Origin of the sequence: uncultured Hymenobacter sp. (assembly GCF_964243305.1) — a bacterium.
Classification (GTDB): Bacteria; Bacteroidota; Bacteroidia; order Cytophagales; family Hymenobacteraceae; genus Hymenobacter.
On the sequence record NZ_CAXTEF010000043.1, the window covers coordinates 1 to 26,804 of the forward strand.

23 protein-coding genes are annotated in these 26,804 nt (G+C 58.8%); 12 read left to right on the forward strand and 11 right to left on the reverse strand.

The features are described 5' to 3' along the window. A partial coding sequence (locus tag ACFE70_RS17830) for a thiolase family protein (RefSeq protein WP_375419138.1) occupies nucleotides 1-848 on the forward strand: 848 nt, incomplete at its 5' end. Nucleotides 849-922: 74 nt separating this feature from the next. On the opposite strand, the gene ACFE70_RS17835 is transcribed toward ACFE70_RS17830, so the two are convergent. Continuing rightward, nucleotides 923-1,246: a hypothetical protein gene (locus tag ACFE70_RS17835; protein WP_375419139.1), complete on the reverse strand. Its 324-nt coding sequence runs from the start codon at nucleotides 1,244-1,246 to the stop codon at nucleotides 923-925. 607 nt (nucleotides 1,247-1,853) lie between these two features. Here ACFE70_RS17835 and ACFE70_RS17840 point away from each other — a divergent pair. Then, nucleotides 1,854-3,641 (forward strand): acyl-CoA dehydrogenase family protein, encoded by a 1,788-nt coding sequence (locus ACFE70_RS17840; protein WP_375419140.1) that lies wholly within the window; start codon nucleotides 1,854-1,856, stop codon nucleotides 3,639-3,641. Between the two features lie 169 nt (nucleotides 3,642-3,810). Here ACFE70_RS17840 and ACFE70_RS17845 read toward each other — a convergent pair whose 3' ends face one another. Next, nucleotides 3,811-4,782, reverse strand: a complete 972-nt coding sequence (locus ACFE70_RS17845) for an alpha/beta hydrolase (RefSeq protein ID WP_375419141.1) — start codon at nucleotides 4,780-4,782, stop codon at nucleotides 3,811-3,813. A 56-nt stretch (nucleotides 4,783-4,838) separates the two neighbouring features. Further along, nucleotides 4,839-6,293, reverse strand: a complete 1,455-nt coding sequence (locus tag ACFE70_RS17850; RefSeq protein WP_375419142.1) for a hypothetical protein — start codon at nucleotides 6,291-6,293, stop codon at nucleotides 4,839-4,841. A 310-nt stretch (nucleotides 6,294-6,603) separates the two neighbouring features. Between ACFE70_RS17850 and ACFE70_RS17855 the strand changes: the two genes are divergently transcribed. After that, nucleotides 6,604-6,822 carry a hypothetical protein gene (locus ACFE70_RS17855; RefSeq protein WP_375419143.1) on the forward strand — a complete coding sequence of 73 codons (219 nt, stop codon included), beginning with the start codon at nucleotides 6,604-6,606 and terminating at the stop codon, nucleotides 6,820-6,822. A 54-nt stretch (nucleotides 6,823-6,876) separates the two neighbouring features. On the opposite strand, the gene recG is transcribed toward ACFE70_RS17855, so the two are convergent. The 4 genes from recG to mutY form a co-directional block, all read right to left on the reverse strand. Then, on the reverse strand, nucleotides 6,877-8,973 hold the full coding sequence (gene recG, locus ACFE70_RS17860) for an ATP-dependent DNA helicase RecG (RefSeq protein WP_375419144.1): 2,097 nt from the start codon (nucleotides 8,971-8,973) through the stop codon (nucleotides 6,877-6,879). Nucleotides 8,974-9,092: 119 nt separating this feature from the next. Next, nucleotides 9,093-9,731 (reverse strand): gliding motility lipoprotein GldD, encoded by a 639-nt coding sequence (gene gldD, locus ACFE70_RS17865; protein WP_375419145.1) that lies wholly within the window; start codon nucleotides 9,729-9,731, stop codon nucleotides 9,093-9,095. Nucleotides 9,732-9,866: 135 nt separating this feature from the next. Further along, a complete protein-coding gene (locus ACFE70_RS17870) occupies nucleotides 9,867-10,301 on the reverse strand; it encodes a single-stranded DNA-binding protein (protein WP_375419146.1) in 435 nt (144 codons plus the stop codon). Nucleotides 10,302-10,509: 208 nt separating this feature from the next. After that, on the reverse strand, nucleotides 10,510-11,586 hold the full coding sequence (gene mutY, locus ACFE70_RS17875) for an A/G-specific adenine glycosylase (RefSeq protein WP_375419147.1): 1,077 nt from the start codon (nucleotides 11,584-11,586) through the stop codon (nucleotides 10,510-10,512). 78 nt (nucleotides 11,587-11,664) lie between these two features. On the opposite strand from mutY, the gene ACFE70_RS17880 reads away from it, so the two are divergent. The 3 genes from ACFE70_RS17880 to ACFE70_RS17890 all read left to right on the forward strand — a co-directional run bounded on the left by ACFE70_RS17880 (nucleotide 11,665) and on the right by ACFE70_RS17890 (nucleotide 15,167). Then, nucleotides 11,665-12,081 (forward strand): HU family DNA-binding protein, encoded by a 417-nt coding sequence (locus tag ACFE70_RS17880; RefSeq protein ID WP_375419148.1) that lies wholly within the window; start codon nucleotides 11,665-11,667, stop codon nucleotides 12,079-12,081. Between the two features lie 125 nt (nucleotides 12,082-12,206). Continuing rightward, complete coding sequence (locus ACFE70_RS17885) at nucleotides 12,207-13,130, forward strand: tetratricopeptide repeat protein (RefSeq protein WP_375419149.1); 924 nt, start codon at nucleotides 12,207-12,209, stop codon at nucleotides 13,128-13,130. 429 nt (nucleotides 13,131-13,559) lie between these two features. Then, complete coding sequence (locus ACFE70_RS17890; protein ID WP_375419150.1) at nucleotides 13,560-15,167, forward strand: ribonuclease E/G; 1,608 nt, start codon at nucleotides 13,560-13,562, stop codon at nucleotides 15,165-15,167. 126 nt (nucleotides 15,168-15,293) lie between these two features. Here the strand turns inward: ACFE70_RS17890 and ACFE70_RS17895 are convergent, their stop codons facing one another. Beyond that, nucleotides 15,294-15,959 carry a porin family protein gene (locus ACFE70_RS17895; RefSeq protein ID WP_375419151.1) on the reverse strand — a complete coding sequence of 222 codons (666 nt, stop codon included), beginning with the start codon at nucleotides 15,957-15,959 and terminating at the stop codon, nucleotides 15,294-15,296. Between the two features lie 81 nt (nucleotides 15,960-16,040). Here ACFE70_RS17895 and ACFE70_RS17900 point away from each other — a divergent pair, with 81 nt between their 5' ends. Together ACFE70_RS17900 and ACFE70_RS17905 are read left to right on the forward strand one after the other, a co-directional pair. After that, nucleotides 16,041-17,084 carry a gliding motility lipoprotein GldB gene (locus tag ACFE70_RS17900; RefSeq protein ID WP_375419152.1) on the forward strand — a complete coding sequence of 348 codons (1,044 nt, stop codon included), beginning with the start codon at nucleotides 16,041-16,043 and terminating at the stop codon, nucleotides 17,082-17,084. 84 nt (nucleotides 17,085-17,168) lie between these two features. Then, nucleotides 17,169-18,374 carry a glycosyltransferase family 4 protein gene (locus ACFE70_RS17905; RefSeq protein WP_375419153.1) on the forward strand — a complete coding sequence of 402 codons (1,206 nt, stop codon included), beginning with the start codon at nucleotides 17,169-17,171 and terminating at the stop codon, nucleotides 18,372-18,374. 58 nt (nucleotides 18,375-18,432) lie between these two features. Here the strand turns inward: ACFE70_RS17905 and nth are convergent, their stop codons facing one another. From nth to ACFE70_RS17920, 3 genes are all read right to left on the reverse strand, one after another. Further along, nucleotides 18,433-19,188 (reverse strand): endonuclease III, encoded by a 756-nt coding sequence (gene nth / locus ACFE70_RS17910; RefSeq protein ID WP_375419154.1) that lies wholly within the window; start codon nucleotides 19,186-19,188, stop codon nucleotides 18,433-18,435. A 301-nt stretch (nucleotides 19,189-19,489) separates the two neighbouring features. Beyond that, entirely contained in the window at nucleotides 19,490-19,720 is a 231-nt protein-coding gene (locus ACFE70_RS17915; protein WP_375419155.1) for a hypothetical protein, read from the reverse strand. Further along, entirely contained in the window at nucleotides 19,659-20,294 is a 636-nt protein-coding gene (locus ACFE70_RS17920) for an RNA polymerase sigma factor (protein WP_375419156.1), read from the reverse strand. Before ACFE70_RS17920 ends, ACFE70_RS17915 begins: the two co-directional genes overlap by 62 nt. A gap of 378 nt (nucleotides 20,295-20,672) precedes the next feature. Between ACFE70_RS17920 and ACFE70_RS17925 the strand changes: the two genes are divergently transcribed. From ACFE70_RS17925 to ACFE70_RS17940, 4 genes are all read left to right on the forward strand, one after another. Continuing rightward, the gene (locus ACFE70_RS17925; protein WP_375419157.1) at nucleotides 20,673-21,959 is read left to right on the forward strand and encodes an MFS transporter; all 1,287 of its coding nucleotides are present in this window, start codon (nucleotides 20,673-20,675) and stop codon (nucleotides 21,957-21,959) included. A gap of 91 nt (nucleotides 21,960-22,050) precedes the next feature. Beyond that, a complete protein-coding gene (locus ACFE70_RS17930; protein WP_375419158.1) occupies nucleotides 22,051-23,397 on the forward strand; it encodes an APC family permease in 1,347 nt (448 codons plus the stop codon). A gap of 96 nt (nucleotides 23,398-23,493) precedes the next feature. After that, a complete protein-coding gene (locus tag ACFE70_RS17935; RefSeq protein WP_375419159.1) occupies nucleotides 23,494-24,753 on the forward strand; it encodes a hypothetical protein in 1,260 nt (419 codons plus the stop codon). A 248-nt stretch (nucleotides 24,754-25,001) separates the two neighbouring features. Beyond that, nucleotides 25,002-26,168 (forward strand): serine hydrolase, encoded by a 1,167-nt coding sequence (locus ACFE70_RS17940; RefSeq protein ID WP_375419160.1) that lies wholly within the window; start codon nucleotides 25,002-25,004, stop codon nucleotides 26,166-26,168. The last annotated feature ends 636 nt before the right edge of the window (nucleotides 26,169-26,804 follow it).

Consider the following 26,804-nt stretch of genomic DNA (forward strand, 5'->3'; position numbering starts at 1 on the left):
TCATTGCCGGCGGCACCGAAAGCATGAGCATGGTGCCCACCGTGGGCTGGAAAACGGTGCCCAACTACAAGCTTGCCACCGAGCACCCCGACTACTACATGGGCATGGGCCTGACGGCTGAAGCCGTGGCGCAGGACTACAAAATCTCGCGTCAGGACCAGGACGAGTTTTCGTACAACTCGCACCAGAAAGCCATCAAGGCCATCCAGGGCGGCAAGTTTCAGAAGAGTATCGTGCCCATCACGGTTGAGGAAACCTACCTCGACCAGGCCACGGGCACGAAGAAAACCCGCTCCTACGTCGTGGATACCGACGAAGGCCCGCGCGCCGATACGTCGGTAGAAGCATTGGGCCGGCTCAAGCCGGTGTTCGCGGCCGGCGGCTCCGTTACAGCCGGCAACTCCTCGCAAACCTCCGACGGCGCCGCCTTCGTGCTGGTGATGTCGGAGCGCCTGGTGCAGGAGTTGAACCTGGAGCCCATTGCCCGCATGGTCACCTACGCCACCGAGGGCGTCGACCCGCGCATCATGGGCATGGGCCCCATTAAGGCCGTGCCGAAAGCCCTCCGGCAAGCCGGCATGAAGCTCGATGACATCGACCTGTTTGAGTTGAACGAAGCATTCGCCTCGCAGTCGCTGGCCGTAGTGCGCGAACTGGGCATCGACCCCGACAAGCTCAACGTGAACGGCGGCGCCATCGCCCTAGGCCATCCGCTGGGCTGCTCTGGCGCCAAGCTCAGCATCCAGCTCTTCGATGAGCTGCGCGACCGCGGCCAGAAGTACGGCATGGTCACGGCCTGCGTCGGCGGCGGCCAGGGCGTGGCGGGGATATATGAGCTGCTGAAGTAAGAACGAAGTGGTCGGACGAATCGCCCGAAGGGCTTCGTCCGACACCACTATTCGTTGCTGATGTTTGGCGTAACTCAGTGGATGTTTAAATCAACTCCACTAAGTGCCGACAAAAACACTAGGATAACGAACTCAATAAGAAGTAGCGTGGCATATATTGTAGTAAATATTTGGCGCTTCCTTTCATAAGAAAACATTATGCCGCTGATGCACAAGGTAATTATAATCAAATTCCAGAGCAACACGTAACGTCCTGACATGCTGCTATTTGCCTGGCCTATCGGCTCGTCAAGCAAGTCATAAATCGAGAAATAATAAGCATAGTTCACCAGCAAAAACAAAGGAATCAACCCTTGGTAAAGTGGTTTAAGAACATCTTCTATGTTTTGGTTGCGCATGAGCTAAAAATAAAGTGTCAATACCTGTACTCCATATTCGATGACTTTCTAGTAACTGTTATGCACAAGTCTTTTACGCCGAATGCTGTTCTAGCAGTTGTGCTTATAGTAGAAATGCTTGTTTGGATTCACATTCCGCGTAGCCATGCTAAATGGTCAACGACAGGTTTCACAGACAAGCTTTTACTAGGGCCAAGTGTTCTTGGGGTGATACTATATTGGCTATATTATAGACACGCCGATAAAGTGATGTTAAAAGGTTTTGCGATAATGTTCTTAGTAATCTCCTGCATTGCCTACTTTCTCCTGTTATGGTTTTCATTTATGGCCCTGAAAACAGGTTACGCGCACGCAAGCTTAGAATGGGAAGCGTTGATGATTTTCGTGCCTTTGCTGTTTAATATAGGATTACTTGCTCACATATCATCTCGTTCGCATTAACCCAGTTGCCCCGCTGGGTTTTTCTTCCCCAAACTACTCGGCAAGCCTAACATTTTTTTGTATCTTGCGGTACTAAATATAGCGGCCGGCTGTTGTGCTAAAATAGTAGGCGTGCCTAACACTTTCGCGTAACATCTCTCACCTTTTTCCTACCCCCCTTACCGACATGGAAGTATCCCAAAAGCCCGTCCTGAAGGGCGGCGAATTCATCATCAAGCCCACGGACGCGCAGGACGTGTTCACGCCTGCCGACTTCACCGAGGAGCAGAACTACATGCACCAAACCTGCCTGGACTTCGTGCAGACCGAGGTGCAGCCGCTGCTGGAGCGCCTCGACAACCACGAAGAAGGCCTCATGCGCGGGCTGATGGAAAAGGCCGGGCAGCTCGGCCTGTTCGGGGTGAGCATCCCGGAGCAGTACGGCGGGCTAGACATGGACTTCCCCACGGCCCTGCGCGTGACGGAGGGGGTAGGGGGCGGCCACTCGTTCCCAGTTGCGTTTGCCGCCCACACCGGCATCGCCATTCTGCCCATCCTGTTTTTCGGCAACGACGAGCAGAAAGCTAAGTACCTGCCCGGCCTCACCAACGGCGAGTTGATGGGCGCCTACTGCCTGACCGAGCCCGGCTCGGGCTCCGATGCGCTGGCTGCCAAGACTAAGGCCATCCCTACCCCCGACGGTAGCGGCTACGTGCTAAATGGCCAGAAAATGTGGATTACCAATGGTGGCTTCGCCGACGTGTTCATCGTGTTTGCGCAGGTCGATGGCGACAAGTTCACCGGCTTTATTGTGGAGCGCAATACACCCGGCCTGAGCCTAGGCAACGAGGAGCACAAGATGGGCATCAAGGGCAGCAGCACCCGGCAGGTGTTCCTATCGGATTGCATGGTGCCTAAGGAAAATGTGCTCGGCGAGATTGGCAAGGGCCACCTCATTGCTTTTAATGTGCTCAATATCGGCCGCATCAAGCTGGCCGCGGCCTGCCTGGGCGCCTCCAAAATGGCCGCCTCGCTGAGCGTAAAATATGCCAACGAGCGGGTGCAGTTTAAACTGCCCATCAGCAAGTTCGGCGCCATCCGCCACAAGCTGGCCGAGCAGGCGGTGCGGATTTACGCCGTCGAGTCGGCCATCTACCGCGCCGGCATGGACATCTACCGCATGGAGCAGCAGCTGCTGGCCGAAGGCAAGGGCCACAACGAAGCCTTGCTGGGCGCCGCCCGCGAATTCGCCGTGGAGTGCGCGATGCTGAAAGTGGAAGGCTCGGAAGTGCTGGACTACGTGGTGGATGAGGGCGTGCAGATTTACGGCGGCTACGGCTACTCGGCCGACTACCCAATGGACCGCGCCTACCGCGACTCGCGCATCAACCGCATCTTCGAGGGCACCAACGAAATCAACCGGATGCTGGCCGTCGATATGATTCTAAAAAAGGGTCTGAAAGGCGAAATTGACCTAATGGGTCCGGCGCAGGCCGTGCAGCAGGAGCTGCTGAGCATTCCGAGCCTGGGCGAAGCGGACGACTCGCCTTTTGCAGCCGAGAAGAAAATCATTGCCAATCTCAAAAAGGCCATTCTGATGGTCGCCGGGACAGCGGTCCAGAAATACACTGCCACGCTAGCCAAGGAGCAGGAAATTCTGATGAACATCGCCGACATGGCCATCAAAACCTACACCGCCGAAAGCGTCCTGCTGCGGGTAGAAAAAGAGATGGCCACCAAAGGCGAAGCGGCCCTGAGCCGCGAGTTGGACATGGCCCGCATCTACCTCTACGACACTATAGATATCGTGGACAAAGCCGCCAAAGACGCCATCGGCAGCATGGCCGAAGGCGACGAGCAGCGCCTGCTGGCAATGGGCCTCAAGCGCTTCACCAAAGCCGAGCTGTTCAACGTGAAAGAGGCCCGCCGCCGCGTGGCCGCCGGCCTGATTGAGGCCAACGAGTACGTTTATTAATCACGGATTCTTCGCATTTTGTAGGCGATTTATAATTGCGAAAAGGCCGCTCCTGACTTAGGGGCGGCCTTTTTTGTTTATTTAATTTGCAGTCGTTGCGCTCTGCGTACCTCAGCGTCTTTCTCTGCGCACCTCTGCGGTAACTTCCCGAACGAGCCCTACCCCCTCACTACTTACTCAAGAACGCCGCTACGGCTTGCTGCCAGCGCGCTGGGTCGCGCCGGGCGTAGCTTTCGTGCTGGGCCGTGGGGTAGGTGACGAGCTGTTTGGGGCCTTGCAGGGCGGCGAAGATGGCGTCGGTTTCGGCGTGGGTCACGCGCGGGTCGCGTTCACCCCATTGCAGCAGGGTAGGGACGCGCACGGCGCGGGCGTAAGCCACGGCGTCGTGCGAGAAGCCCCAGAAGCCGTTTTGCAGGCTGCCGGTGAACACGATAAGGTGCGAAAGCGGCTCTTCCGGGATTTTCAAGGAGCGCAGCCGGCCCTTGGAAGCATCTAGAATAGTGGCGAAAGGACACTCCAGAATCAGGCCGGCGGGCTGCATCTGTGGGTGCTGGCTCAGGCCGCGCAGCACCGAGACGGCGCCCATGCTCATGCCGTAAAGATAGATTTCGCCGGCCGGCTGCTGCCGCGCCAGCCAGTCGTAGGCCGCTTTCACGTCCTGGCCTTCCTCATAGCCGACCGACGAGAAGTTGCCGTCCGAGGCGCCGGAGCCGCGAAAATCGACTTGCAAGGTGCTGAAGCCCAGGCGCCGAAAGCCAACTGCTTCGAGATTCAGGCCGGCACGCTGACTGTGGTAGCCGTGAAACAAAGCCACGGTGCCGCGGGACTGGGCCACGGGCACGTACCAGGCCGCCAGGTGGGTGCTGTCGGCGGCGGTCAGGCGCACGTTCTGGTAGGTGGTGTCGGGTGCGGGGCCGTCTACGGGGCGCGAGTTGGGCAAACCCAGCAGGGCATATTTAGCCAGAGTGAAACCCGACGGCTTACCGCTCGTGGCTGGCACTGCTTCCGCGTCGAAGTGCGTGAAGCGGTAGGATTGATTGAAAATTATAAAGGCGAACAGGGCCAGCATGGCAGCCAGCGCCCAGGCCAGATGGCCAACTAGCCGGCGCCACAAGGGCCGCGCGGCACGGAAGATGTTCATACTACGTCAACTTAAAAAGCACTGAACCCCCGGCTCCTTTCCTATTCCCTACCCCCTCACTTTATGCTAATCTTGTTCAAGCGCAGGGCCGCGGACTTTTTGCTGGGCCGGGTTACACCGACGATGTTTTTGGCGTCGAGCCAGGTGGTAAAGTCTTTCACGTAAGCCAGCTCCTGGTCGGCAGCTACGCTGATTCTCAGGCGCTGGGGCGCCCCGATGGCGCCCGTGACGCCATTGATGGTCCGCAGGTACAGGTCTGACTTTTTATCGAGTGTTTCCAGCGTGAGCAGCTGCACATTCGAGCCAAAAGCGGCGGCCCGAAAGCCGATGCCGGTGTAGGCATCCACGGCCGGCGCTACCTGGTCTTTGGCCAGAATGGTTTGCCAGCCCTGACCCATAAACTCATTATAGCCAACTAGATGCAGCTCGCGGGCGTGCACCGGCAGGGTCGGCCCGCCTTCCTCATAGTGCTTTTCGGCGATGACGACCAGGCGGCGCTCCTCAGTGAGCAGCAGCTCGGCCAGGTAGAGGTCTTGCAGAGGGGTAGGAGCCGCGCCGGTAGCTTCGGTCAGCTTGGCCAGGTAAGCGGGTGTGAAGCGCACTTCGGGCGCGATTTTCACGTCGCCGGCACCGCCGAAGTCAAAGCGCACGGCTTTCAGGCTGTAGTAAGCGCCGGTCTGATAATCAGCGCACAGCGCAGCGGCGTAGAGGCGGCCATCGGCCAGCACCTGAAACCGGGCGTCGCGAATGGTGATGGGCCGGCCCTCAAACGTGCCGCCGGCCGGCAGGCTAAGCGCCCGCACGGTATTGTCGGCGGCCACGGCGGCGTAGCGCCGCACGCTGAGCTGCTTCATGCCGCTGCCAATGAGGGCCACGAACTGGGTGCCGTCGTTGGCCAGGTGCACCGTGGGCGAGAAAAAGTCGCCCTGGTCGCGGAAGTCATAGGTGCGGGCGATGGTCTGGCTCAGGTTCTGGTCGTAGAGCACGCCCTGCATACTTTTCACCTGCTGGTTGCGGGTAAAGTAGCGGAAGGCTAGCAGCCGGGCGCCATCGGGCGAGACGGCCACGCCCGGCCGCCGCTCGCGCGGCAGCGCCGTGACCACAACTTTGCGCGGCCCGAACTGCCCACCGTCCAAGCTCACGGGCTGCACGCTCAGGTTCTGGCCGGCGTCATCGGCATGATGAATCACGACCCACACCTGCGCCGGCCCGCGGCTGAACGCTTCCACCGTTTCGCCGGCCGCCACGGGCACGGCCGTGCTCCACAGGCGCTTTAAATCAGTATCATACCGCTCAACGGCGTAGCCGCCGGCCGACTGGTGCGCCAGAATCACGAAGCCCGCGCCGCCGGGCAGGGGTAGGGATTTGCGAGGCACGCGCTGGTTGTAGCGGTCTTCTCCCTGCTCGGGCAGGTAGCTGAATGGGGCCGACTTTCCATTTTGAGCCCGCGCCGCTTGCGGCGCCCCAGCGAGCAAAACCAGGAAGACAACTAATAAGAGAGGGTGGCGCACGGGCAATAAGCGGCAGATGTAGTTATTCAAGGAGGGGGTAGGAAAGTAGAGGACGTAAAATTACGGCGCTGCCACGGCGGTTCAGCTGCTCAGTAGAGTGGTCCGCCGAGTAACAGATGAAGCCTAACGAAACGATAACTTCTGGGAGCAACTCTGAGGCGGATTGTTCGTTTTCTTTGCGCCGCAACGGTTCAGCTGAATCTGGCTTGCTCCGCCCCTGACTTGGCTTAAAATTTGCCGGCCGCCGGCTCACCAATTTAGTTCTGTGTACTACTATCTGCCCTTGGTTTAGATACGCTACCTATCAGCTATGAAGTTTTTTTTGAAATTCGCGGTGCTGCTCGCGCTGATTATCGGCGGCAAGCTCAGCAAAGCGCCCCGGAATGCCGTGCTGGTCGCCGCCCCGGAAGATACCGCTGCCCGCAGCGTTCTCGTGGTCCAGCGTCAGCGTACCCCCCCTCTGCCCCGCAACCCCCGTCACCAGCCGGCGTCGGCGCAGCCTCAGGTGCTTAGCGTATTTTTCAAGTAGCCACCACAGCGCACCGATGGGTTTGGCGGTTAGGAGGGGGGTAGGGATTTTCGTCTAGCTGATGCGGCTCCAATTGACGGCCGTGGCGGGCAGGCTCTCGATGTGGCGGCGGATGTTCTGGTTTTCGGGCTGCGTCAGCGCCGGGTCTTCGGCCAGCAGCGCCGTGGCGGCGGCCCGGCTCTCACTCAGGATGCGGCCGTCCTTGGCTAAGTCAGCGATTAATAAGTCTAGCACGCCGCTTTGCTGGGTGCCCATCAGGTCGCCAGGGCCGCGTAGCTTGAGGTCAATATCGGCGATTTCAAAGCCGTTGTTGGTGCGCACCATCGTTTCGAGGCGGGTTCGGGAATCAGAGCTGAGCTTGTAGCCGGTCATCAGAATACAGTAGCTCTGGTCGGCGCCGCGCCCAACGCGCCCGCGCAGCTGGTGCAGCTGCGAAAGCCCAAACCGCTCGGCCGATTCAATCACCATCACCGAGGCGTTGGGCACGTTCACGCCAACCTCAATCACGGTCGTGGCGACCATAATCTGGGTTTGGCGCTGCACGAAGCGCGCCATTTCGTAGTCCTTTTCCTCCGCCTTCATGCGGCCGTGCACGATGCTGATTTGAAACTCTGGGAAGGCCCGCGCCACGCTCTCGTAGCCGTCGGTCAGGTCCTTGTAGTCGAGCGTTTCCGACTCCTCAATCAGCGGATAGACAATGTAAATCTGGCGGCCCAGCTTAATCTGGTCGCGCATAAACTGAAACACCTTCAGACGGTTAGCGTCGTAGCGGTGCACCGTCACAATGGGCTTGCGGCCAGCCGGCAGCTCGTCAATCACGCTCACATCGAGGTCGCCGTAGAGCGTCATGGCCAGCGTGCGCGGGATGGGTGTGGCCGTCATCACGAGCACGTGGGGGATGACGTGGGGGTTTTTCCGCCACAATTTCGAGCGCTGCGCCACGCCGAAGCGGTGCTGCTCATCCATAATTGTGAGGCCGAGGTTGCGGAACTGTACCACGTCTTCGAGCAGCGCGTGGGTGCCGACCAGCATCTGCATCTCGCCGTTGCGCAGTTGCTCATGCAGCACCCGTCGCTCGCTCGTGCGCGACGAGCCGGTGAGCTTGCCCAGGTTCAGGCCGAGCTGCTCGGCGTACACTTTCAGGCCCTGGAAGTGCTGGTCGGCCAGAATCTCGGTCGGCGCCATCAGGCAGCTTTGCGCGCCGTTGTCGGCCGCCATCAGCATGGCAATAAAGGCGACGATGGTTTTGCCCGAGCCTACGTCGCCTTGCAGTAACCGGTTCATCTGCTGGCCGGTGCAGAAATCCTTGTAGATGTCGTGGATAACCCGCTTCTGCGCACCAGTTAAGTCAAACGGCATCAAATTCTTATAAAAGTGCACCAAGGTTGGCACTTCGCGGAAAATCTGGCCCGCCAGGGTCACCTTGCGCTGGTCTTTCTGGCGCAAGAGCTTGAGCTGAATGTAAAACAGCTCCTCAAACTTGAGCCGAAATCGCGCCGCCTGCAACAGCTCCGGCGTCTGCGGGAAGTGAATCTGCTGCATGGCCGTGGCCTTATCCATCAGCGCATATTGCTGAATTAGAAATGGTGAAAGCGTCTCGGTAATCTGGGGCAGCGCGATTTTGAGCAGGTCGCTCACCATGCGAGCAATGGCCTTGGAATCAATCCGATTGTAGTTTTTGAGCTTTTCCGAAGTGTTGTACACCGGCTGCAAAAAGCTCTGGCCGGGCTTAGCCTCGCTTACTTCTTCCAATTCCGGGTGTGCCATCTGTGGCCGCCCGTTGAACATGGTCGGCTTGCCAAAAACGATGTATTCCTGATGGTTCTTGACCACTTTCTCCAGGAAGTTCACGCCTTTGAACCACACCAAATCAAGCTCCCCGCTGGCGTCGCTTATCTTGGCGACCATGCGCTTCTTGGGCCCCTCGCCAACCACTTCGCGCCCACGCAAAACGCCCTTCACCTGCACGTAAGGCAGGTCTTCTGTTAAATCAACAATGTTATAAAACTGGGTCCGGTCGAGGTAGCGGAAGGGGTAGCGCTGAATCAGGTCGCCGTAGGTGAACAGGTTCAGTTCCTTGCCCAGCAGCAGTGCCCGCTGCAAGCCCACGCCACGCAAAAACTCCAGCTTGGTGTTAAAGAAGTTACTCATTTACAACGCCTGTCATGCTGAGCTTGCGAAGCATCTTATCACGTGAGAACAAGCGCTAACCTCTGATTACTGCGTCGTTCAGCGGTGATAGGATGCTTCGTAAGCTCAGCATGATGGATTTATTGATACTTAAGCGTATTGAGCATCTGCACCATGTCGCGCTTCACGTACTCAATCACCGGTGCCAGCGAGTCGTTATCCGTCGCCGTGCGGAAGTAGAGCGCACCGCGAAAAAAGTGCTTAGTGCTATCGGTCGTGTAGAACTGAAACTGGCTCGGCACCTCGCCTTGCAGCTCAAACACCGAGGCCCGCATCCCGTTGGGCGTCCGCATAATGCGCTCGTCAATAGCCGTGGCCTTGATTTGGTGCTTGCCGGTGAGCTTGCGAGCATCTTCCATCATCTTGTTGTAGAGCTTGCGGTTGCGCTGCACGTCCATGTAAGTGATTTGCACATTGGCGTGTAAATCAGGGTAGTACACGTTCAGCCAGTGCGGCTGCGCCAGGTAGGACGAGTCGCGCAGCACCTTGGCGTACCTGGAGTACTCGAATGAGTACGGATGGCCCGGCGCGAGCTGCCGGTAGCGCGGCGGCGGAAGGTCGATGCGGTTGTAGCCCTTGGGTTTGGGCGTGTAGTCGGGCGCGGAGGAGCAGCCAGCAAGCAGCAAAAGCGGCGTCAACAGCAATCCGATACCGGCGGCTGCTTGCCGCGGCCAGGCTGCCCCGGCTTTGCTGAAGCTCGTTAGGAAGGGTAAGCTCATCAAATAGGAAACAGGAATCAAGTCAAAGGTAGCCGCAAACCCGGCGGCTCTCAACGAAAAATGCTCCGGCACAAGTGCCAGGGCAGGACCCCAAATAAGCCATCTAATCGGTTAACATCACTTCAATCTGTGGTCCTAGAAGGGCAGCTGGTCCAGCTCCGGCTCCTGGCGGAAGCTTTGCAGCGCGTCCGCTTCGTCTTCGGCCGCGGCGCCGTTGGCCGCGCCATTGCTGCCGGCCGGCCGGCCGCTGAGCATGGTAATCTCATCGGCGACAATCTCCGTGATGTAGCGCGTCTGCTGGTCTTTGTCCTGATACTGCCGGGTGCGTAATTTGCCTTCCACATACACCTGCTGGCCTTTTTTAAGGTATTTTTCGGCCATCTCAGCCATGCCGCGCCAAGCCGTGATGTTGTGCCATTCGGCCCGCTCGATGCGGGTGCCGGACTTGTCTTTGTAGTAGTCGTTGGTAGCGAGCGTGAAGCGGGCCACGCTCACGCCGCCTTCGAGATGCCGCACTTCGGGGTCTTTGCCGAGGTTGCCGACGAGGATAACTTTGTTGATTCCGGCCATGATATACAGCTTGTTGAAAGAGAAAAAAGAGCCTTTTTTAGACGGCGTTTAGGGTATAAAAATAGCCATAAAGCACCTGAAGTGCAAGTAGTTGCGAAGAATGATGTGGGCTTTGGCTAAGCGTTGTGAGGCAGTTCGGTCCGACGGCGTGGGCATCCGACCTGACTGCCACATGGCCCAAATGCTGGGCGGGGGCAAGCCCCGCACCCTACCTCAAATAGTTGCTAATCAATACCGCCTTTGGCAACTCCTCAATCTCTGCCGCCGAATAGGCCTGCAAACCAGTGTCGCGCAGCGTGGAGGGGGGTAGGGGCTGCGCCAACCACACCGGATGAAACTGCGCCTCAACTTTCTGATGGCTCAATACGTGGCGGAAGGCGGCAGGCGCTTCGGCCACGCGGCTCAGGTCCAGCTCGCCGCCCAGCGCCTCGATGTGGCGCAACACCTCGCTTTCGGGTAGGGTAGGAGAGTCGGTTTCAGCCAGCGCAAAGTCATAGAGGCCTTGCCAAATGTCTTTCTCAGTGCGCCGCCGCAGATACACCTGCTCGCCGTGGCGCAGCACGAAGTAGTGGAAGTAGCGGGTGCGCGTGGCTTTAGCCTTGGCCTTCACTGGCAGCAGGGCCACGAGACCGTGCTGGAAGGCGTAGCACTGGCTTTGCAGCGGGCAAAACAGGCAGTCGGGCTTGACGGGCGTGCACTGAATGGCCCCGAACTCCATGATGGCCTGGTTGAACTCGGCCGGCTCGTCGTGCGGAATGTGCTGGTCGGCCAGGGCCTGAAACTCCTTGCGCGAGGAGGGCGCGGCAATGTCGGAGTGCAGGCCGAAGATGCGCGCCAGCACTCGAAATACGTTGCCGTCAAGCACCGCCACGGCCTCATTAAAGGCAAAGGACGCAATGGCGGCGGCCGTGTAGGGCCCTACCCCCCTCAGTTTCAGCAAACCCGCGTAAGTGTCAGGAAACTGGCCGCCGAATTCTCGCACAACCTGCTGGGCAGTGTGGTGCATGTTGCGGGCGCGGGAGTAGTAGCCCAGGCCCTGCCAGTGGCGCATGACCTCCTGCTCCGGCGCGGCGGCCAGGTTCTGCACCGTGGGGTAGGAACTGACGAAATCGAGGTAGTAGGGCAGGCCCTGGGCCACGCGGGTTTGCTGCAAGATGACTTCCGAGAGCCAGATGGGGTAGGGGTCGCGGGTGAGGCGCCAGGGCAAATCGCGGCGGTGGCGCGGGTACCAGGCCAGCAGCGCGGCGGCCAGAAACGAGGAATTAGCTAAGCTGGGAAGTGGCAAAATTTTGAGGACGAATTGTTTGAACGCCAGCCGGATTCAACCCCAACGTTGGCGGAACCGAAAAAGCGGGCTACCTTTGTGGCCCGATTTCACGGGCGAACAGCCTTTCGGGCAAGGGCTTACGCCGAAAACGGGTTCACTTCCCGCCCCGCAGTTCTATTTTTTAAACACCTAAGTACAAGCACCAACGTGACGAAAGCAGAGGTAATCGCCGAAATCTCGCAGAAGACCGGCATCGAGAAAGCAGATGTGTTGATTACGGTTGAGTCGTTCTTTAAAGTAGTAAAGGACGCCATGGCCGAGGGCAACAACATCTATGTGCGCGGCTTCGGCTCGTTCGTGAACAAGAAGCGCGCTCGCAAAGTAGCCCGCAACATCTCGAAAAACACGTCGCTCATCATCGACGAGCACTTTATCCCGAGCTTCAAGCCGTCGAAAACTTTCGTGGCCAAGATTAAAAACAGCAAAAAAGTTAAGACTTCGAGCGCAGCTTAGGGTTATTTAACTCATTAATTCTCAATACTAATGCCGGCCGTGCCGCCGGTGCCTGGCTTCTTGGAGTCAGTCCGGCGGCCGTTTTTTAGCTAATGGCTGCTTCCCGTCCTGCTGCTCACCAACTTGTGGTTCTGGCCGTCGCCCTGGCGCTGGTCGGCGCTTTGTTTGTGTTGCCGAAGGGTATCGTGAAGCCCAAGGAAGGAAAGGCTGAGCTAAGCAGCGATGCCGCCAAAACCGCCAACCGCGACGGCGGTGGTCCAAACACCAACGGCTCCAAGGCCGAAGCCTCCTCCGGTCCGGTGCCGGCCAACGCCACGGATAACAATGGGCTGGGCAGCGAGGGCGGCAACCCCAACGGCCCTGCTACGGCTGCGGCGCCGCATACCTCGGCCTCGCCGGCGCAGCGCAGCGAAATCAGCGGCCTGCTGGCGAAGTTCGCGGCTGAGCGCAACGCCACGACGCGGGCCGCGCTGGCGGCTACCCTAGCGGCGCGCTACGAGCGGGTCGAGCGGTTCGACAGCGCCGGCTACTACTACGAGCAGGTTGCTGCCTCGTCGCCGAATGCGTCCAACTTGCAGCGCGCGGCGGATGCTTATTATCAAGCATTTAGCTTCGCCGCCACGGAGGAGCGGGTGAAGCTGCTGGGCGGCAAGGCGCGGGACCTGTACGGCAAAGTGCTGAAAGCCAACCCCGGCAACCTCGACGCCAAAACCAACCTTGGCATGACCTACATGGCGTCGGAGAATCCAGTGAAGGGCGTTGGGCTACTGCGCGAGGTGCTGGCGGCCGACCCACGCAATGAGAAAGCCCTGTATAATCTGGGTATCTTATCGGTACAGAGCAATCAGTTCGACAAGGCCGTGGAGCGGTTCAAGGAGTTGGTGAAAGTCAACCCAAACAACGTCAACGGTCAGTTTTACCTGGGTGTGGTTTCGGCCCGCACGGGCGACAAGGAACAAGCTCGCCAAGCGTTTACCAAAGCCAAAAGTCTCAGCAACGATCCGGCCCTGGCCGCAAGTGTGGCCGAGGAACTGGCAAAATTGAAGTAGCTTTTTGTTTGTCAGCTTTGCTGATTTCAAAGGGGGTAGGAACCTAAAACTCTCCGCTTTGGCCCTGAAAGCCTGACAAACGTTTTTCTTAATCACCCCATCCTATCACTTAATCACTCACGAAATGCCCTGCGGTAAAAAAAGAAAGCGTCATAAAATCGCCACTCACAAGCGCAAGAAGCGTCTGCGCAAGAACCGGCACAAGAAGAAGTAAGCCCTGCGGGGTGCAGTAGCGACCGGCCGGGGCTGATTTGAATCGGCTGGCCGGCCGGTCGTCTTTCTCTCACGTAGCCTCCGAAGGCGGCTGGCAAGTGCTTTTCCCGCGGCGCGAGGGAAGCTGGGACATTTCTGGTCCTGGCTTCCCTTTGGCGGTTTTGGGCGGTTCTTAAGCTGGGCAAGGACGCAGGTTACTCTAACACAATCAATCCATTGAGTAACGAATTAATTATTAATTCTACTCAGGAAGGCGAACGAATTGCCCTGTTGCAGGACAAGCGGCTAATTGAATACCACTTCGACCGCAACGATACCAACTATTCCGTTGGCGACATCTTCCTGGGCACCGTCAAAAAGGTGATGCCGGGCCTGAATGCGGCCTTCGTGGATATTGGCTACGAAAAGGATGCCTTCCTGCACTACGGCGACCTCGGCGAGCAATTTCCCTCCCTCACGAAGTGGGTGAAGGGTGTGCAAAACGGGCAAACCAAGACCGCCAGCCTGGAAAACTTCACGTTTGAGCCGCCGCTAGAAAAAGTCGGCAAGGCCGACACGGTGTTTAAGCGCGGGCAGCAGATGCTGGTCCAAATTGTAAAGGAGCCCATCTCGACCAAAGGCCCGCGCGTGAGCACCGACATTTCGATGGCCGGCCGCTACCTGGTGCTGATGCCGTTCACGGACAGCATCAGCGTGAGCAAGAAAATCGTGAGCCGCACCGAGCGCGACCGGCTCAAGCGGCTGATTGCCAGCATCAAGCCGCCAAATTTTGGCGTCATTATCCGCACCGTGGCCGAGGGCCGCGAAGTGGCCGAGCTGGACAAGGACATGCAGAGCATGGTGGCCAACTGGGAACAGCTGTTCGAGACGCTGCGCAAGGCCAGGGTCAACGACAAGGTGCTCGGCGAGCTGGGCCGCACCTCCTCGATGCTGCGCGACATGCTCAACGAGTCGTTCGACAGCATCACGGTCGATGCACCGCCGATGTATGAGGAGATGCGCAGCTACTTGCAGAAGATTGCGCCCGACAAGCTAAGCTTACTTAAGCTGCACAACAACAAGATTAAAATCTTCGAGCAGCTGGGCGTTGAGAAGCAGCTGAAAACGCTGTTTGGCAAGACCGTGAGCGTGCCCGGCGGCGGCTACCTCGTCATCGAGCACACCGAAGCGCTACACGTTATCGATGTGAACTCGGGCAGCAAGAGCAACCAGGAGAATGACCAGGAAGCTACGGCATTAATGATTAACCTGCTGGCGGCCAAGGAAGTAGCCCGGCAGCTGCGCCTGCGCGACATGGGCGGTATCATCGTGGTTGACTTTATCGACATGAAGGCGCCGGAAAGCCGCAAACGCGTCGAAGACGCCGTGCGCGACATCATGAAAACCGACCGGGCCAAGTTCACCATTCTGCCCATCACCAAGTTTGGGCTGCTGCAAATCACGCGGCAGCGGGTGCGCCCGGCCGAAACCATCGTCACCGGTGAGGTCTGCCCGACCTGCGGTGGCACAGGCAAGATTTCGGCGTCCATCCAAGTCACCGATGAGATTGACAACAGCATCGAGGACCTGCTGGTGAACCAGAATCAGTCTGGCATCACGCTCAACGTGCACCCATTCCTGCACGCCTACTACACCAAGGGCATCGTTTCGCGCCAGCTCAAGTGGTACCTCAAGTACTACAAGTGGGTGAAAGTGCTGAAAGACAGCAGCCTGGGCCTGACCGATTACCGCATCGAAGACGAGCGCGGCGAAGAAATCGAGTTGCGCTCGTCCTCCGCTGCCATGAGCAAGGTGCAGGACCGCGAGATTGAGTTTACGGATTAACTAGTTGACTTTACCCCAAAGTAAGGGGGTAGGGAAGTAAACAAAAAGCCCCGGCCGCGTTAGCAGCCGGGGCTTTTTGCTCAAAAAATGAAGCTATTCAATCCGTTAAATCTGCCTAATCTGTGGTCAGAATTTGATGCCTAAGTCCAGTGCTACTTCGCTGTTCTTGATAGTTACGTCTTTGATTTTGGTGTTGCGCTCATCATCAAAGTAGCTGTCGATATTCACCAGGCCGCGGTGGTAACTTAGGCCCGCGAATATTTTGGTATTGGAACCAAGCTGATACTCGGCGCCGGCACCTACCAGCACGTTGGCATCAATAAATTTAACGTGGTCGGACGCTTTGGTCTCCTGATTGGTGGGGTCCACGTAGCGCTTTTCGCCGTTAATGCGGGTGCCGACCGGCACGGCCAGCGCGCCGCCTAGCTGGAAGTAAACGCGGGTGCCGGGCGAAACTTCGTTGGTGAAAAGCTTGACTGTGGCGGGCAGCTCCAGGTATTGGATGGCAATTTTCTGCTGGAAAGGAATGGTGCCCTCTACATAAGTAAACGTGCCGCCGCGGCCGGTTAGGAACAGGCCGGTGCTGAAGGCGTAGTTTTCGCCAAAGAAATAATCCACCAGCAGGCCGCCGCCGAGGCTAAGCTTGCCATCCCCATTCTCAAACTTGTTGTCTGAGGGTCCATCGGCGCGCAGACTGGTGATGGAAGGGGAAAGTTTGAGGCCGATTTCAACTTGGGCGAAGGCGGTGCTCGTGCCAGCCAGAGCGAGCAGCGTGAAGAGCAGTTTTTTCATGAAGAGGGGGTAGGGATTCAAATAGTGACGGTTGGTGTGCCGCTGATGCGTTTTGGCTAATTTTACCGGAAAGATAGACTTGTGAACTTCAAACTGCCTACCGGTTATGCCTCGCGCTGGTCGCGCCTGAGCCCTTTCGTTCTGGTTTTGGTTCTGTTGGGGCTGGCGGGCTGTGGGTCTGACTCCACCGCCGGCTGCCGTCCCGACCCGGCTGATGACGCGCCCGCCGCGCCCTTTCGATTGCAGCGGCTCGAACAAACGTTCTTGCAGCTGAAGCGCCCCGCTGATGCCCAGCAGTTTCTGCGGCGGGCGCCGCTGTTCGCCCGCGCTTACCTGCAACGGCGCAGCCCCGCCAACGACACCGCCCTGACCCGCGCGCTCGTGCAGATGGCCACTAACCCCGACCTGCAGAAGCTGGGCCGCGAAACGGCTGCGGCCTTCCCTGATACTGCCGCGTTGCGCCGGGACCTGGGCCAGATTTTCCGGCGCGTGCATCACTACTTCCCGGATTTTAAGCCGCCGCTGGCCACAACATATGTCAGTGGCCTGCTGGGCAAGGATGTGTTTGTGAATGACAGCTTGCTGGTGGTGAGTCTCGACTATTTCGCCGGGCCCCGGTCCAGCTACCGCCCTGATTTGCCAGGCTACATGCTGCGGCGCTACCGGCCGCCCTTTGTGCTACCCACCGTGGCGCTGCGCATTTCCGACAAATACAACCGGCACGAGCTGACGGCCAATACCATGCTCGACGCCATGATTCACAGCGGCAAGGCGCTATACTTTGCTGGCCAAATGCTGCCTTGCACGCCAGATTCACTTTTGCTGGGCTACTCCGGCAAAGAGTTGAAAGGAGTGCAATTCAACGAGGGCAAGATTTGGGGGCATTTTCTGGAAAAGAACTTGCTCTACAACACGACGCCATTTCTGGTGCAGAAGTATGTCGGCGAGCGGCCCAACGTGCCTGAAATTGACCGCACCGCGCCCGGCCGCATCGGGCAGTGGGTCGGGTTGCAAATTATTCGCAAGTACATGGCCGAGCACCCCGATGTCTCCCTACCCCGCCTGATGGCGGAAAGAGGTTCTCAGCGTCTGCTTACGGAGTCGCACTACCGACCGAAGCGGTGAATGGGTAAATGAGTAATTGAGTGAAATAGCCTACGTCAGCCCACTTCACTCAATCACTCATTTACCTATTTACTCACTAATCTCATGCACATTGCCGTTTTCAGTCAGTATCACACCAACCCTGACTGCCCGGCCACGAGCCGGCACTACGCGTTGCTGGCCTACATTGCCCGGACGCACCGTGTGACGCTGATTACGACGACGGCGTGGGCGGGGCAGCGGCTGAGCCAGGAGTTTGCCTGGGTGCCGGCAGGCGTGGAACTGCGCACCGTGGACGTGCCGTATCGCAACAGCATGGGGACAGCACGGCGGGCGCTGGCGTTTGCGCACTACGCCGCCGGGGCCGTGCGCGAGGGACTGCGGATTGATAAGCCCGACGTGATTTGGGGCATCAGCACGCCACTGACGGCTGCCTGGGCGGCGGCGCAAGTGGCGCGCTGGCGGCGGGTGCCGTGGGTGTTTGAAGTGCAGGATTTGTGGCCTTCATTCCCTATTGCGATGGGCGCCGTGCCCACAGCCTGGGCCCGGCGGCGGCTCTTTGCTTTGGAGCATCGCCTCTATCAAAGTGCCGCGCACATTGTGCCGCTCTCACCCGATATGACGCGCTACGTGGCAGGAACTGGTACTGACATCGCCAAAATCACTACCGTTCTCAATGGGACTGACCTCGACCTAGCAACCTGCGCTACGCCCGCCGCTGTCGCCGCCTTGCGCCGGGAGCACGGGCTGGAAGGCAAGCGGGTAGTGCTGTATGCCGGCACCTTCGGCCGCGCCAATGATATCCCTACCCTAATCGCGGCGGCCGAACTGCTGGCTGCCCAACGTCCCGATGTGGTCTGGCTGTTTCTGGGTCACGGCTATTACGAGCCGCTGGTGCGGGCGGCGGCCCGCTGCCCGGCCATCCGGCTGGTGGGCGGGCAGCCGCGTCATGCCGTGTTCAGCTGGTTTGCGCTGGCTGATGTGTCCGTGGTTTCGTTTCTAGATTTGCCAGTGCTCGATGCCAACTCGCCGGCTAAGCTCTACGACTCGCTGGCGGTTGCTACCCCGGTCGTAGTCACCAATCAGGGTTGGACCAAGCGGCTAGTAGAGGAGCATGGCTGCGGCTGGTTTGTACCGGCAGGGCAGCCGCAGCAACTGGCGCAGCAGCTAACTAATTTACTATCAGCGGTAAATACAGCATCTTTGCTAGCTGCCGGAGAGCGCGGCGCGGCACTAGCGCGGCAAGAATTTGACCGGCAAAGCTTGGCGAAGCGAATGCAACATATCCTGGAAAACGCCACAGCGTGCTAGAATACAATTAGCGCGCTTTGTGCTGTTTTGTACTAGATAGCCGCTGCAATGTGGCTTCTCAGGATGCAAAATAAGTGGAGTCTTGCACGAAATCAGCTCCGGTGTCTTCCGGTTCCGCAGTTGTCGTTGGTAGCTTGTTGGCTTTCGCCACGGCTTTGGCGTATTCCAGCGTGCCGTAGGTTTTGCTAAAGTAGCTGCAAATGTCGGTTAGCGGGCACACCCAGCACTTGGGCTGCCGGGCCTGGCAGATGTAGCGGCCGTGCAGAATCAGCCAGTGATGCGCCCGTGAAATCAGCTCCTCCGGGATGTGGCGTACCAAGGCCTTCTCCACGGCGAGGGGGGTAGTGGCCGTGAGCGGTACCAATCCAATGCGCCGCGACACCCGAAACACATGCGTATCGACGGCCATTGCCGGCTGATTATAAATGACGGATGCGACCACATTGGCTGTTTTGCGGCCCACCCCCGGCAAGCGCTGCAACTGCTCAATCTGGCTCGGCACCTCACCACCAAATTCTTCGCTGAGCAGGCGGCCCAGGCCAGCCAAGTGCTTGGCCTTGTTGTTGGGGTAAGAAATGCTGCGGATGTAAGGATAGATTTCTTCGGCCGTGGCTTCGCCCAGGTGGGTAGGGGTAGGGAACCGCTCAATGAGCGCCGGTAAGGTCAGGTTGACGCGCTTATCAGTGCACTGCGCGCTCAGCACCACGGCTACGAGCAGCTCATACGGGCTGCGGTAAGCCAACTCCGTGCGCGGCTCGGGGTAGTTGGTGAGGAAGTAATCCAGGAAGTAGCGGAATTTCTCGGCCCGGCGCATCGCGTGGCAGGTTGGTGAACAGCAAGGGGGTAGGAAAAGAAAACGTCATCCTGAGCTTTGCGCTGCCGAGCAAAGCTCAGGATGACGCTCCCAAAAGCTGTTTCAAGTTAGCTCCCGTGCTGCTAAAACGGTGTAGAGACGCGACACTTCGCGTCTCCTCGCGGGTAGCAAGGGTAGAGTAATCCTTGATAGAATTGATTACCCTACCCCTCCATCTGTGAGGAGACGCGAAGTGTCACGTCTCTATACCTATTCCGGCGAGATTCGAGCAGCGTTCTTGAAAACCAGAAAAACAGGTGCTCTACCCCGCCGCCAGAAAGGTGCGTGAGTAAGCCAGCACGTTGGCCGTAGCGCGGGCGCTGGGCACTTGGCACAAGTCATCAAGCGTGCGCTGGGCCAGCAAAAGGTCGGCGCAGGCGGTGGCTAGCTCGGCGTCGTGGAGCAGGTGCTGTTCCACTTCTTCCTGCTCGTCAGGAGGCAATTCGTTGTACACGTAGCGAAGCAGGGTCTCGTAGGGTAAGGTTAGTATCATGAAAGAGGGGATTGGCGGACATTTTCTTCCGCAGGTTTATTAGCGCGTAGCGCATCCGGCCCAGGGCCGTGTTGATGCTCACGCCGGTGGCGTCGGCAATTTCCTGAAAGCTCATGTCGCCGTAGTGGCGCATCAGCAAGACTTCTTTCTGCGCGGCCGGCAGCTCCTGAATCAGGGCCCGCAGATGAACGTGGGTTTCCTCGCGGGCCATTTGCTCATCGGCGCCTTCATCGGCCAGGCGCAGCGAGTTGGCCAGCACGGGATTATCGTCGAGGCTGGTTTGGGGCGCCCGCTTGGCGCGCCGGAACGAGTCGATGGCTAGGTTGTGGGCAATGCGGCAAATCCAGGAGGCAAACTTGCCCTCGTCAGCGTAGCGACCGCCTTTGAGGGTATGGATAGCCTTGATGAACGTGTCCTGCATGAGGTCTTCGGCCAGCTCCTCGTCGCGCACGATGAGCAGAATGGTGGTGATGACCCGGCTTTTGTGCCGGTCGAGTAACTGCGCGAAGGCAGATTCCTGACCGGTTAGGTAAAGCGAAACGAGAGCGGAGTCGCTCGGCTGCATGGATTCCATAAAGGGCTACGGATAAGGGGAACGTAGAGCTTTAGGTCAATAGTGTGCAGCAGGTTAAAAAAAAGAGAGGAGCGACGAGGAGAATGCTAAAAACTGTCAGGCAGTCGGATTCTTTTCAAATGTAAGCAGCGGGCACTGGTATTTGCAAGCGGCAAACTGCCAAATCACCCAGAATTTCGACGAAGCCCGGAAAATTTACTTTGAAACTCGCTTGCGTCCTTTGCTGAGAGCAAGGGGGGTAGGGAATGGTTGCATCGCGCTTCTATAGTTAATTGCCAGCTGCGCTGCTCTGGCCCGAGAGGGCCTTAGCCGCCTCCAAAACTACCTTTGGTCTGCCGGCTTGAATAGCTGGCTTTAGTCCTTTGCTTCGCTGATTTCATGGCTGACCTTGCCGCCCCTGCCGTCCACGACCCCTACGCCGCCCTGCGCCTGCCCGATTTCCGCCGCCTGCTCTCGGCGCGCGTCTGCCTGACGGTCGCCACGCAGATTCAGGGCGTCGTGGTGAGTTGGCAGATATTCCAGCTCACCGGCGACCCGCTGGCTCTCGGCCTGATTGGCTTGGCCGAGGCCATCCCGAGCATCGTCGTCTCGCTCTACGCCGGGCACGTGGCCGACTCAGTGCGCCGCAAAAACATCATCGTGACGGCCGTGGTCATACTGCTGGCTTGCGCGGCGGCGTTATTCTGGCTCACGCAGCCGGCTGGCGCGGCGCTGCTGGCGAAAGACCGGCTCTTCACGCTGCCGTTATATGCCGTGCTGTTTGTGAGCGGCATTGCGCGCGGCTTTCTGGGGCCAGCGCTATTCTCCTTCATGCCGCAGCTGCTGCCCGACCGGCCCAGCCTGGCCAACGCCATCACCTGGAGCAGCACGACCTGGCAGGCGTCGGCGGTGCTGGGGCCGGCCATTGGCGGGCTGCTGTTTGCCAAGCTCGGCATCCAAACGGCCTACGGCGTCGATGTGACGCTCACGGCGCTGGCGCTGCTGCTGTTTTTCAGCATCGCCGGCCGGCCCCTACCCCCCCGCGAGGGCAAGAAGCTCAGCTTGCAGGAGAGCATTCTGAGCGGCGTGCAGTTCATTTTTGCCAATCAGATTGTGCTGGCCGCGCTGTCGCTGGATTTGTTTGCGGTGCTGTTTGGCGGCGCCGTGGCGCTATTGCCCATCTTTGCCAGCGACATCCTGCACGTCGGCGCCGATGGCCTGGGCTACCTGCGCGCCGCGCCCGCCGTGGGCTCGGTGCTGATGGCCGTGCTGATGACCTTCTTCCCGCTGCGCCGCCGCGCCGGTCGCAAGCTGCTCTGGGCAGTGGGCGGTTTTGGGCTGGCAACCATCGCCTTTGCTTTGTCAGAAAGCTTCTGGCTCTCCTTATTTCTGCTGTTCCTGACCGGCGTATTCGATTCGGTGTCCGTTATCGTGCGCTCCACGCTCATCCACACCTACACGCCAGAATACATGAAAGGGCGCGTGTCGGCCGTTAATAACATTTTCATTGGCTCCAGCAATGAAATTGGCGGCTTCGAGAGCGGCGCAGCGGCCAAGCTCATGGGCACGGTGCCGTCGGTCGTGTTCGGCGGTTTGATGACCTTATTGGTCGTAGCCGTCACCAGCTGGCGCGCCGGCCAGTTGCGCGAACTGGACCTGACGCCGCAGGAAGCAAAAGCCGCTTAGAAGCAGTTAAAAGTGTAGAGTTAAAAATCAAAACGCAGGTAGTCCTTTTGACTCTACGCTTTTAACTGATTTCAACTGATTGTCTCGCCCCGTGAAGCCCCCGCCGCCCGTCTTCCCTACCCCCCCTTACCGAATCAGCCCGCTGACTGGCACGGCCATCGTCATCGCCAACATGGTCGGCACTGGCGTTTTCACCAGCTTGGGCTTTCAGGTCCTCACTATCCAGAGTGGCTTTGCGCTGCTGATGCTGTGGGGGGTAGGCGGGCTGATTGCCCTGTGCGGGGCGGTGAGCTACGCCGAGCTGGCGGCAGCCCTACCCCGCTCGGGCGGCGAATACCATTATTTATCGCGCATCTACCATCCGGCGTTGGGCTTTTTGTCGGGCTGGGTGTCGGCTACGGTCGGCTTTGCCGCGCCCACGGCCCTGGCGGCGCTAGCCCTGGGCAAATACGCCCAAAGCGTCTGGCCCGCGCTCAATGCTACCGCTTTATCGGTGATAGTCGTTGGTGTATTGACGCTTGTGCACGGCACGAGCAGCCGGGTTGGCAGCCGCTTGCAGGTAGTCGTCACGGCCCTGAAGGTGGCCGTACTAGTGGTTTTTATCGGCGCGGGCTTGCTGGCCGGGCCTGCCCAGCCCTTGCGCTTCGCGCCCGATGCCGCCGGCTGGCAGGCCGTGCTGAGTCCCGCGTTCGCCGTCTCGCTAGTGTACGTCAGCTACGCCTACTCCGGCTGGAACGCGGCCGTGTACGTGACGGGCGAAATCAGCGACCCGCAGCGCAACGTGTCGCGCATCCTGCTCAGCGGCACGGCCGTGGTGCTTATTCTATATGTGGGCTTGAACTACGTTTTCCTGCGCGCTACCCCGCTCGCCGAGCTGAAGGGTCAGCTTGAAGTCGGCTACGTGGCGGCCAACTCGCTCTTCGGGCCCGCCGTAGGTCGGCTCATGGGCGCCGTCATCGCCGCGTTGCTCGTCTCCACTATCAGCTCGATGATTTTCGCTGGTCCCCGCATTGTCCAGACGATGGGGGAGGACCTGCCCGCGCTACGCTGGCTGGCCCTGCGCAGCCGCGCCGGCCTGCCCGTGCGGGCGCTGGCGCTGCAAACCGGCCTCACCTTGCTCTTCATTCTCAAGCAGGACTTCAGTGCCGTGATGGTCTACGCTGGCTTTATCCTAAATCTGTTCACTTTCCTGACGGTATCCGGCGTCTTCGTTCTGCGCTGGCGCCAGCCCGAGCTGCCGCGTTCGTACCGAGCCTGGGGCTACCCCTTCACACCGTTGCTGTTCCTGGGTCTGAGCGGCTGGACGCTCCTATTTATCCTGCGCGATAAGCCCACGGAATCCCTCTACGGTCTGGCTACGCTGCTCGGCGGCTTGCTCGTTTATCTGCTGGCCCGTCGCGTGGGCGCCCCGGCTTTGGAAGCGCCGGCCAAAGCCTGACGCGGGCTCAGCCCTCTGTTTAGTTGCGCGGTAACTCGCGGCGGCCATTCTATATGTTGGCCCGATTGGTTGCTCTCATTCTGTTCCGCTTTGTTTATGCGCGTTGCCCGACGGTTGCTGCCCGTTTTGCTGCCCTTGCTGGCAGCCTGCTCTGATTCTGGTAAAAATCAATCGGTGGCTGAGTCAGCCGCTGGTAGTCAGCCGCAGTCAGCTACTGGCCAGTCAGTCCCTACCCCCCCTAAACGGGCCGACTCGCTGGTAGCGTCGGCCAAGACCGCCGCCCCGCGCCGCCTCGCGCCGCTCACCGACACCGCCGCCGTCCAGGATGTTGCGGCCTATCTCGGTGGCCTACCCCCCAGCCGCACCGGCAAGCTCGCCCCGTTAGCCGCCCAGCCCGCCTGGCAGGTCTTTGCCGCCGATGCCGACAAAAGCTGGCAGAAATACCGCCTCACCCACACCGCGCCCATGACCAAGTGGGCCCGCACCGAGCTGGATTCGGTTCAGCAAGTCAGCCCGCTCATCTTCTATCCCTTCAGTGGCCCCGATTTTCTCAACGTCTTCACCCTCTTTTCCCGCGCCGAAACCTACGTCATGGTTGGCCTGGAACCCGTTGGCAGCATCCCCGACCAAGCCACGCTGCAAAGCCCCGACCTGTTCCGGTCGGTGAAAGCCTCGCTCTGGTCAGTGCTGAACTTCAGCTTTTTCCGCACCAACGACATGGCTGTGGACCTCAAATCGGCCCAGCTCGACGGCGCCCTACCCCTCATCATGCTCTTCGCCGCCCGTACCGGCAACCAGCTCATCGCCGTCCGCCCCGTGCAACTCGACGCCGACGGCTACCTGCAACCCGCTGATACCGCCCAGCGCCCCAATCCCAAAAGCGTCCCCGGCGCCGAGATTAAAATTCGAGCCGCCGACGGCAGCGAGAAGACTATCTACTACTTTTCTGCCGACATCAGCGACGGCAACCTGAGCACGCATCCGGCCCTGTTGCGCTACCTGCGCAGCGCCGGCCCGCTCACGACCTATGTCAAGTCGGCCACGTACCTCATGCACAAAGCCTACTTCAGCAAAATCCGCAACCTCATCCTCGACCGCAGCCAGTACGTGCTGCAAGATGACTCCGGTATTGCCATGAAATACTTTCCCAAAGGTTGGCAATTCACCTATTACGGCACCTATAAGCGTCCCATCAATCTCTTCGCCAAGCACTACCAGCCCGAGCTAACTGCCGCCTATACCGACTCCCTGCATCGCCCGCGCCCGCGCCCGCTGCCCTTCGGCACCGGCTACAACTGGCGCCAAACCGACTCCAACCTGCTGCTGGCCCGGCGTAAACAAATGCCCGCCAGCTAAACTAGCTGAGTTGAGCTTTTCATAGCCTATCCCCGCGGGGCCGCCGTCACCCACGGCGGCTCCGTATTGCTTAAACCTTATTGTAGTAACCTGTTTTTATGTCATTTACCTTCCCTACCCCCCCTTGTACTGCTACAAGCCTGCTCCTACTGACCATTGTCTTTCTGACCGTCGCGCCTCGCCAGCCGCCAGCTTCACCGCGTTTTGCTACCAGCACTTTTAAGGAGAAATCAGTTACTGATTCGCCATTGCTGGATTCCCTGCTTCACGCCGCGCCCACGCTGCGCCGCGTCGCCGACAATCCTACTTATGAGTTGCAAGTCATCTACACCCAAATAAACCGCGACGCCCAAAACCAGCCGCACTTCACCGAGCACCGCTACCACATCAATCCGCAGCAGTATTTTAACCCCGCCAGCCTCGTCAAGCTGCCCGTTGCCGCCCTGGCACTGGAAAAGCTGAACGCGCTAAAAATTCCGCGTCAGACCATCATGGCCACCGGCGCCGCCTACCGCTGCCAAACGCCCGTGCCCTTTGCTGCCCCCGCCGATTCTGACCGTTGGGCTACGCCCGCTAACTACATTAAGCGAATGCTGCTCGTGAGCGATAACACGGCCTACAACCGCCTCTACGAATTTCTTGGGCAGCGTCCGCTCAACGACCGCCTCGCCCAGCTCGGCTACCCTGATGCCCGCATCACGCGCCGCTTTGCTCCCTGCGACACCGCCGCCAACCGCCGTACCAATCCCATTACCTTTCTCACCCTGCAGCGCGATACAGTCTATAGACAGCCCGCGCTTACCAACCCGCAGCCCTATGCCAGCCCGCTCGGCCGCGTCACCAAGGGGCGCGCCTACTATAGCGGTAGCCGCCTCGTCCGCCAGCCCTACGACTTCACAACCGCCAATTTTCTCGCCCTGCCCGACGTAACCGACCTGTTGCGCCGGCTGCTGTTCCCAGAGTCCCTACCCCCCCTTCAGCGCCTGAACCTCACTCCCGGCGACTACGCCTTTCTTCGCCGCTATCTTCACGCTACGCCTCATGAGTCCGGCTTCACGCTCTATAGAAAGCCATCCTACTTCGATGCCTATAAGAAGTACCTGTATTACGGCCGCCGTCCCCACGCTCTGGCCGACCCTAGCCTACACATCTATAATATAGTAGGTATGTCCCACGGCTTCCTCGCCGATGTCGCCTACTTCGCCGACCAAGCCAACCAGTCTGAGTTTCTACTCAGCGCGGTTCTATACGTCAATGCCGACGGTATTATCAACGACGGCACCTACGAGTACGACAGCATCGGCCTACCCTTCCTCGCCCAACTCGGCCAGCAGGTCCGAGCCTACGAAGCCCGGCGCGTCCGCTCATTCCATCCTGTTATGACTGAATTTTTCCTTTTCGACCCCATCCGGTAAGTATCAACTCAAAGCTTATTCAATCGCTCAAGGTAGGCTAAGGTATTGAAAGCAAAAGCCTCACAACATTTTTCATTTCCTTCAGAACTTTTTCCCACAGAAATCTTGTCTATTCCCTTGCCAGCGTATGAAACGCCTGCTACTTTTGCACTCCCAAATCGAACAGACAAGGGGCAAAACAAAAAACAGGGTAGGAAAAACTAAAAGAATTTTCCGCACCGCTTGCACAGTTCGAAAAGCTTGCCGTACCTTTGCAGCCCGCTTCAACCGGAAGCGTTTTTAAGCCTGAAAGTTAAGAGGAAAAATATTAAATCTTTTCGCTTATTAACTTGGTAAGTCAAAAAAATCTCTTATCTTTGCACTCCCTTAACAAAACAAGGGCTTGCAAACGGCAAGAAAGTTACCCGGCTTAACAGCCACACTGCTTCTCCAACTGGGAGTCGCACACGTTCTTTGAATGATTGGAAAAGACAAATGGTAAAGCTCACCGCAAGCAATTGCGAGGAGCAATAACCAAACGTAACATTGATTTTGAACTCGTCAATACGAGTCGGATTAGCACTCGACATGGCTCAGTCTTCGGATTGAGTAACAAGTAATTTTACAATGGAGAGTTTGATCCTGGCTCAGGATGAA